Origin of the sequence: Mesorhizobium sp. M1E.F.Ca.ET.063.01.1.1 (assembly GCF_003998155.1) — a bacterium.
Classification (GTDB): Bacteria; Pseudomonadota; Alphaproteobacteria; order Rhizobiales; family Rhizobiaceae; genus Mesorhizobium.
Genome location: NZ_RZSC01000259.1, coordinates 1 through 7,646, shown reverse-complemented (window position 1 = coordinate 7,646; position 7,646 = coordinate 1). Strand labels below are relative to the sequence as shown.

Annotated in this window: 7 protein-coding genes; 6 read left to right on the top strand and 1 reads right to left on the bottom strand. The window is 64.0% G+C overall.

Annotated features, from left to right (window positions below; all coding sequences use genetic code 11):
- A partial coding sequence (locus EOA29_RS18770) for an MATE family efflux transporter (protein ID WP_145969702.1) occupies positions 1-836 on the bottom strand: 836 nt, incomplete at its 3' end.
- A gap of 238 nt (positions 837-1,074) precedes the next feature.
- On the opposite strand from EOA29_RS18770, the gene EOA29_RS18765 reads away from it, so the two are divergent.
- The 6 genes from EOA29_RS18765 (at position 1,075) to ugpC (ending at position 7,514) form a co-directional block, all read left to right on the top strand.
- Complete coding sequence (locus EOA29_RS18765) at positions 1,075-1,992, top strand: AraC family transcriptional regulator (RefSeq protein WP_126090720.1); 918 nt, start codon at positions 1,075-1,077, stop codon at positions 1,990-1,992.
- A 239-nt stretch (positions 1,993-2,231) separates the two neighbouring features.
- On the top strand, positions 2,232-3,506 hold the full coding sequence (locus EOA29_RS18760; RefSeq protein ID WP_126090721.1) for an extracellular solute-binding protein: 1,275 nt from the start codon (positions 2,232-2,234) through the stop codon (positions 3,504-3,506).
- A 163-nt stretch (positions 3,507-3,669) separates the two neighbouring features.
- A complete protein-coding gene (locus EOA29_RS18755) occupies positions 3,670-4,536 on the top strand; it encodes a sugar ABC transporter permease (protein WP_126090722.1) in 867 nt (288 codons plus the stop codon).
- Positions 4,533-5,360 (top strand): carbohydrate ABC transporter permease, encoded by an 828-nt coding sequence (locus EOA29_RS18750; RefSeq protein ID WP_189350418.1) that lies wholly within the window; start codon positions 4,533-4,535, stop codon positions 5,358-5,360. The genes EOA29_RS18755 and EOA29_RS18750 overlap by 4 nt, the downstream gene beginning before the upstream one ends.
- A gap of 15 nt (positions 5,361-5,375) precedes the next feature.
- Entirely contained in the window at positions 5,376-6,422 is a 1,047-nt protein-coding gene (locus EOA29_RS18745; RefSeq protein WP_126090723.1) for an NAD(P)-dependent alcohol dehydrogenase, read from the top strand.
- Between the two features lie 3 nt (positions 6,423-6,425).
- Positions 6,426-7,514, top strand: coding sequence for a sn-glycerol-3-phosphate ABC transporter ATP-binding protein UgpC (gene ugpC / locus EOA29_RS18740; protein ID WP_126090724.1), 1,089 nt, complete (start codon positions 6,426-6,428; stop codon positions 7,512-7,514).
- The last annotated feature ends 132 nt before the right edge of the window (positions 7,515-7,646 follow it).

Sequence of the window (7,646 nt, the reverse complement as noted above, 5' to 3'; positions counted from 1 at the left end):
TCGATCAGGCCCATCAGCAGTGCTGCCGCATTGAAGATCGTCACCTCGAAGGCGAGGATGCCGGCGATCGGCAGGCCGAGCCTCAGCAGGCCGCGGAAGCGCGGCCAGTCGGAGCGCCAGAAGCGGCCGAACAGGCGATAGCGGCGGAATTTTTTCTCAAGCGCCACCACGGCGGCCAAGCCGGCAAACATCAGCGTGCTCGATAGCGAGGTGGCGAGACCAGATCCGGCAATGCCCATCGCGTGAACGCCGAGATTGCCGAACATGAACACCCAGTTGAAGAAGGCGTTGCAGGCAACCGCCACGAACACGATGATCAACGCCCAGCCCGGCCGCTCCAGCGCCGAGATGAAGGAACGCAGGACGATATAGCCGTAGAAAGGCAGCACCGCCCATTGCAGCCAGTGCAGGTAGATGCCGGCCTGATGCGCGAGCTCCGGCTTCTGGCCCATGGCCAAAAGCACCTCTTCGCCATCCCAGAGGAACAGCCAGATCGGGATCGAGATCAGGATCGCCAGCCACAGGCCCTGGCGCACGGTGCGGCGCAGATCGCGCACCGAATGGCGGCGGCGGCCGAGCTCGGTCGCCATCATCGGCGAGGTCGCCAGCATCAGGCCGAGGCCGAAGATCAGCGGCATGAAATAGAGGTTGGAGCCGAGCGCGCCGGCGGCCAATGTGTCAGGCCCCAGCCGGCCCATCATCATGACGTCGGTCGCGGTCATGGCGGTCTGGCCGAGATTGGTGAGCACCATCGGCCAGGCAAGCGCCAGCGTCGCCCTGATTTCCTGACGCCAAAGATTTTCCGGCGCGCGAGCGCCGGCTTCGATCGCAGACATTTTCCGCTCTTCAGACCACGGCGCGTCGGGATCATGCCCGGAAGCCGCACGCAAACGGCGCAAAATGGCGCCGTTTGCGTCGTCTTGTGAACGAAATGCGACATATTGGCAAGGGAGGAGGAGCGGCCAGTCGTTGATCCAGCAGGAAGGCCGAACGGCGGCTGCGTTCACTTGCCCGCAGGGTGCTGCTACGGATGTCCGAAGACACAGAGCCGGCGTGAGATGCCGGGAGGAATGGATGCCGTTCAGACGCAGAAAGAACACGGCCGCGATCCCGCGAACGGTGCCGGCCTTCGAGCATATCGTCACCGAAGCGAGCGAGAGCTTCCTGTGGCGGCTCGACGACTATCCATGGGAGCGCAACGTCTGGAATTTTCACCCAGAATACGAGATCCATTTGCTCAGGAAATCCTCAGGCGTCGTGCTGGTCGGCGACCATATCGGCGAGTTCGGGCCGGGCTACCTGACGATCGTCGGCGGCGGCCTGCCGCATGACTGGGTGACGGCGGTGCAGCCGGGAGAGTTGATCGAGGGCCGCGATATCGTGCTGCAGTTCGACCCGGAGCGGCTGCGCAGCTCGGCGGGGCTGCTGCCGGAGCTGCGCGAGCTTGAGCCGTTCCTGGAGCGTTCGCTGCGCGGCATGGTCTTCCATGGCCGCACCGCGGTCGACGGGGCAGAGCTGATGGAGCGGATGGGCACCGTGCAAGGGCTCACCCGCTTCCGCCTGTTCCTCGAACTGGTCGATATGCTGGCCAAGACCGATGAGTACGAGCTCCTGTCGTCGCCGGATTTCTCGCCGGTGCTCGACGCCGCCTCGCTGGACATCATCCAGCGCACGCTGACCTATCTCTTCCAGCACTTCGCCGAAGACCTGAAGCTGCCAGAAGTGGCCGCGCTCGCAGGAATGAGCGAAAGCACGTTCTCTCGCTTCTTCCAGAAGAATACCGGCAACAGCTTCAGCGACCACGTCGCCAAGCTGAGACTCTGGCAAGCCTGCAAACTGCTCGCCGATACCGATATCCCGATCACCGACATCTGTTTCCAGGTCGGCTACATGAACATCTCCAACTTCAACCGCGCCTTCCTGCGCAAGCACAAGATGACGCCGTCATCCTACCGCAAGCTGTCGCGGCAGCGGCTGGCGCTGCGGACGTGATCCGCGAAGATCCAGCGCCTCTCACCGCACTGATACTCGTGTGACAGACAGACTCTGCCTGCGCCATTTTTTGCGCCGCACAATGCATAAAAGTACAGGTTTTCCGCAACAGGGCTTCTAGTCTCGCCCTGTCCAACTCCTCATTTTGGCGACGGGTGGCAGGTCGCCCGGGCGACGGTGAGGGTCGCTTAGCCCGAGGACCTCCGCTTCCCGCGAATGTTCCTGGAGGAGAAAAATCAATGAAATCAAATCGGCTCGCTGCCAGCCTCGGCGCAGCGTTCGTGCTTACCGCTTCCGTATCCACCGCGGCACTGGCGCAGGCGCCGGTCTGCTCGGCACCGGTCAAGGTGCTGGCGCAGCCGCGCGACGGGCTGACGCTTCTGGAGGACTCGAAGGACGAGTTCCAGAAGCTCTCCGGCGCCGGCTTCCAGATCGACTACCTCAACGAGAACGACCGCCGCGCGAAGTCGCGCGCCGACGCCTCCACCGTCGGCATTTACAACGTCTACTATGTCGACGAGGCCAATGTCGCGCTGTTCGCCTCGTCCGGCTGGATCGCGCCGCTGACGGACTATTATCCGGCCGAGTACGACTTCGCCGACTTCGATCCGGGCCGCCAGAAGGTCGCCACCTATGACGGCAAGGTCTGGTTCGCGCCGCTGACCGGCGGCGGCGACCTGATGGTCTACCGCAAGGATGTGCTGGAGGCCGCCGGCGTCCAGCCGCCGAAGACTCTCGACGAGCTGATCGCCGACGTGGCGAAACTGAACGATCCCGACAAGGGCGTTTACGGCATCGCCCTGCGCGGCGCGCGCGGCTCGGGCGCCAATGTCTGGCGCTGGATGCCTTTCTTCAAAGCCTATGGCGGCAAATGGTTCGACGGTGACAAGCCGGCTTTCAATTCGGACGCGGCCGTGAAGGCGACGGAGACCTACCTCAACCTGTTCAAGGACTCGGCGCCCGGCACGCAGACCGGCAGCTGGGATGAATCGACGGGCGCCTTCCTCTCCGGCCAGGTCGCCATCCTCGTCGAATCGACGCCGCTGTCGGGCATGGCGGTCGATCCGAAGACCTCGCAGGTGGTCGGCAAGGTCGGCTTCCTGCCGCCGCCCTCGCCGCTGCCCGGCGGCGGCTACGGACATGGGCTCGCCATCGGCACCAAGGCCAATGCGGACGAAGCGTCGAAGAAGTGCGCCGGCCTGTTCATCGCCTGGGCGACGTCGAAGGAGAACGAGAAGCGCAGACTCGACGCGCACCAGTTCGGCGAGCTCAACCGCACCAGCATCCTCTCCAGCAAGGAATTCGCTGACATCTACGGCGCCGATCTCGGACAGGCGCTGGCCGACACCGGCAAGGTCACGGCGGTGAACTTCTGGCAGGATCCGCGCTGGCCCGATCTCGGCGACCGCTGGGGCATCATCCTCGAGGAGCTGGTCACCGGCACCCGCACCGACATCAAGGGTGGCCTCAACGAGCTCGAGACCTACGCCAACGAGCTGGTGAAGAAGAAGTGATCCTCCCGCCCGTGGCGCGCGGTCGCCGGCATTCGTCGGAATGCCGGGACCCGTGCGCCGCGGGTCCCGCCAGCGATCCGATCATTTTGTTTGAACGCAATTCCTGACGGAAAACCGCGTCACACTTTTCCTGGAATTGCTCCGATATTCCCGAGGATAGGCAATGCGCCGACGCTCTTCCCTGCCCGTCACCTTTCTCGTTCCGACGCTCGCAATCCTGCTCGTGCTGTCTATGGTGCCGACGCTCTATGCCATCGTCATTGCCCTGCAGAACCGCGAATTGAGCGCGCCGGGTTATTCCTGGGTCTGGTTCTCGAACTTCGCCGATCTCTTCCTCGACCGCCGCTTCCTCAACGCCGTCTGGGTGTCGGTGAAATGGGAGGTCGTCACCGTCGTGGCAACGATGGCGGTGGCGATCGGGCTCGGCGTGCTCATGTTCGAGGTCGCCGCGCCGCGCCTGCGCAACATCTACTGCCTGCTGTTCATCATTCCGGTGCTGCTGCCGCGCGTCTCTGCGGCCTTCGTCTGGAAGTTCGCCTATCACCCGCTCTACGGCATCGCCACCTATCCCTACCGGCTCATCACCGGCGGGCTGATCTTCGACCCGCTGTCCAAGGCCTCGACGGCGCTGTTCGCCGTCGCCTCGGTCGATGTCTGGCAGTGGGGTCTGTTCTTCGCCGTCATCGTGCTGAAGCTCTTGGAGACCTTGCCGCCGCAGCCGATCGAAGCGGCGCGGCTCGACCATGCGAAGCGCTGGCAGATCCATGCCTATGTCACCTTGCCGATGCTCAAGGCGCCGCTGATCAGCCTGATGTTCGTCAAGATGATCGAGTCGCTGCGCTCCTTCGACCTCATCTATGTGATGACGCGCGGCGGGCCGGGCGTGGCGACCGAAACGCTCGACATGTATGCCTTCTCCCAGGGTTTCATCGAGTCCGGCAAGGTCTCCTATGCCTCGGCCATGGCGGTTCTGATGATGATCGCGACCGTCATCACCTTCACCTTCCTGTGGAAGCGGGTGCAGGCATGAGGCCATATCCGATAAGACTGGGCCGCCTGATCGCCAAGGCCATGCTGGCGCTGGCCGGTTTCCTGGCGGTGTTCCCGCTTGTCTGGACGGCGCTCAATGCGCTGAAGAACAATGTCGACATCATCACCCGCGTGCCGCGGCTGGTGTTCACGCCGACGCTTGCCAACATCTCCTACATCCTCGGCCGCGACAGCGTGCTGACCGGGCTCTACAACTCGGTCGTCGCCTGTGGCTCGGCCGTCCTGATCGGCGTCGCGCTCGGCCTGCCGGCGGCCTATGCGGTGGCGCGCTATCCCAATCGCTTCGCTGGCGACATCCAGTTCTTCGTGCTGTCGCTGCGCTTCCTGCCGCCGGTGGCGGTGGCTATTCCGCTGATGGTGATCTGGCTTCAGGTCGGTCTCTACGACACCTTGCCGGCGCTCATCGTCACCTATTCGCTGCTCACCATCTCGGTGATCATGTGGCTGGCGATTCCCGCCTTCCAGGGCGTGCCGAAGGAGATCGAGGAAGCCGCCTTCGTCGACGGCTACGGCGCCTACTCCGTGTTCTGGCGGATTGCGCTTCCTGTCGCAGCACGCTCGCTCGCGGGCGCTATCGCCTTCAGCTTCGTGCTGGTCTGGAACGAGTTCCTGATCGCGCTGATGCTGTCGAGCTCCAACGCCAAGACGCTGCCGATCGTCGCCTCGGAGCTGTCGCAGCAAGGCATGAATGTGCCGTGGGGCATCCTCAACGCCTCGGTCGTGCTTCTGTCGCTGCCGCCGCTGCTGTTCCTCGGCGTGCTGAGCGGCTTTCTGAATTCCGTTTTCCGGCAAAAAAAGACTTGATGCGAGGATTGGCCGATGCAGGCACTGGTACTTGAGAAAAAAGGCGAACTGTCGCTGCGCGAGATCGCGCTGCCGCTCGATATGGGTCCGGACGACGTCAGGATCGCCATCCATACGGTCGGCGTCTGCGGCAGCGACGTGCATTATTATACGCATGGCGCGATCGGCAGCTATATCGTGCGCCAGCCGATGGTGCTCGGCCATGAGGCGTCGGGCACGATCGTCGAAATCGGCGCCAACGTCGCGAGCCTGAAAATCGGCGACCGCGTCTGCATGGAGCCCGGCGTGCCGAACCTGTCGTCGCGCGCGACGAAGCTCGGCATCTACAATGTCGATCCGGATGTCCGCTTCTGGGCGACGCCGCCCGTGCATGGCGTGCTGGCCCCCTACGCCGTTCATCCGGCCGCCTTCACCTACAAGCTGCCGGACAACGTCTCCTTCGCCGAAGGCGCGATGGTCGAGCCCTTCGCGATCGGCATGCAGGCGGCCGCGCGGGCACGCATCGTTCCCGGCGACGTCGCCGTCGTGGTCGGCTGCGGCCCGATCGGCATCATGATCGCGCTGGCTGCCCTGGCCGGCGGCTGCTCGAAAGTGCTTATCTCCGACTTCTCCGCGCCCAAGCTTAAGATCGCCGCGCAGTATCCCGGCATCGTGCCGGTCAATATCGGCGAGGAACCGCTGGCCGATGCGGTACGGGCCGTGACCGATAATTGGGGCGCCGACATCGTCTTCGAGGCGAGCGGGAGCCCGAAGGCCTTCGCCAATCTGTTCGATCTGGTGCGGCCCGGCGGCGCGGTGGTGCTGGTCGGACTGCCGGTCGAGCCGGTAAGCCTCGACGTGCCGGCGGCGATCTCGAAGGAAGTGCGTATCGAGACGGTGTTCCGCTACGCCAACATCTTCGATCGCGCGCTGCAGCTGATTGCCTCGGGCAAGGTCGACCTCAAGCCGCTGATCACCGGCACTTACGATTTCATGGACAGCATCAAGGCGTTCGAGCGGGCGGCACAGGGCAACCCGCAAGACGTCAAGCTGCAAATCCTGCTCACCGGCGAGAAGGGCTGACCCATGTCCGCGATCACCTGCTCCCATGTCGACAAGGCCTATGGCGCCACGACCGTCATCCGCGACCTCAACCTTGCGATTGAGGAACACGAGTTCGTCGTGTTCCTGGGCCCGTCCGGCTGCGGCAAGTCGACCTTGCTCCGGATGCTCGCGGGGCTGGAGGACATCAGCGGCGGCGAGGTGTCGATCGGCGGCAAGGTGGTGAACGACCTCGAACCCGGCGACCGCGGCATCGCCATGGTGTTCCAGAACTACGCGCTCTATCCGCATATGACGATCTTCGACAACATCGCTTTCGGGCTGAGGCGGCAGAAGGTGCCGGCAGCCCAGATCAAGAAGCGGGTCGAGGCGGTTTCGAAGACGCTTGGGCTCGAGCCCTATCTCGGCCGCAAGCCGACCGAGCTTTCCGGCGGCCAGCAGCAGCGCGTGGCGATCGCACGCGCCATGATCAAGACGCCGAAAGTGTTCCTGTTCGACGAGCCGCTGTCCAACCTCGACGCCAAGCTGCGCAACCATATGCGCGTCGAGATCGCCAGGCTGCACCAGTCGCTTAAGACCACGACCGTCTATGTCACCCATGACCAGCTCGAAGCGATGACGCTTGCCGACCGCATCGTGCTGCTCAAGGACGGCGTGATCGAGCAGATCGGATCGCCGGCGGAAATCTATCGCCGGCCGAGCAACATGTTCGTGGCCGGTTTCATCGGCACGCCGAACATGAATTTTGTCGAGGTGACGGTCGGCCGAGCAAGGAGCGGGTGGACCCTGAATGGCGCCGGAACCGTTCTGGTCGTCAGCGGCTCGGATTTTCATCTGCAACACGGCGATCGGGCGGTGCTCGGCATCCGGCCCCCGGACCTGAAGACGGCGAACGGCGACGCGGGCGGGAACCTGCTTCTAGGCACGGCCGATCTCATCGAGTTTCATGGCAACGACGCGCTGGTGACGTTCGGCTCCGGCGGCAAGGAGATCAGCGCGCTGGTTCCGGCCCGCGAATGCCCGGAGCTGCGCGCGGCGGTGCGCTACACATTCGATGAGGAAAGCATCCATCTGTTCGATGCGACGACGGGCTTGTCGCTGCGAAAGAAATAGGTCGATGCCAGCCTACCCTATCGCATCGAGCGCCTGCCGCTGCCGGTGCATTTCGAGGAAGATGCGGTAGTCGCGGTCGAAGCGGGCGCCGGCGGCCGGGTTGGAAGGCCGCGTCTTGCCGCCCTGCTGCAT

Coding starts and splice junctions, on each gene's coding strand:
- EOA29_RS18755 (WP_126090722.1), top strand. CDS start 3,670: ATGCGCCGACGCTCTTCCCTGCCCGTCACCTTTCTCGTTCCGACGCTC.
- EOA29_RS18750 (WP_189350418.1), top strand. CDS start 4,533: ATGAGGCCATATCCGATAAGACTGGGCCGCCTGATCGCCAAGGCCATG.
- EOA29_RS18760 (WP_126090721.1), top strand. CDS start 2,232: ATGAAATCAAATCGGCTCGCTGCCAGCCTCGGCGCAGCGTTCGTGCTT.
- EOA29_RS18745 (WP_126090723.1), top strand. CDS start 5,376: ATGCAGGCACTGGTACTTGAGAAAAAAGGCGAACTGTCGCTGCGCGAG.
- ugpC (WP_126090724.1), top strand. CDS start 6,426: ATGTCCGCGATCACCTGCTCCCATGTCGACAAGGCCTATGGCGCCACG.
- EOA29_RS18765 (WP_126090720.1), top strand. CDS start 1,075: ATGCCGTTCAGACGCAGAAAGAACACGGCCGCGATCCCGCGAACGGTG.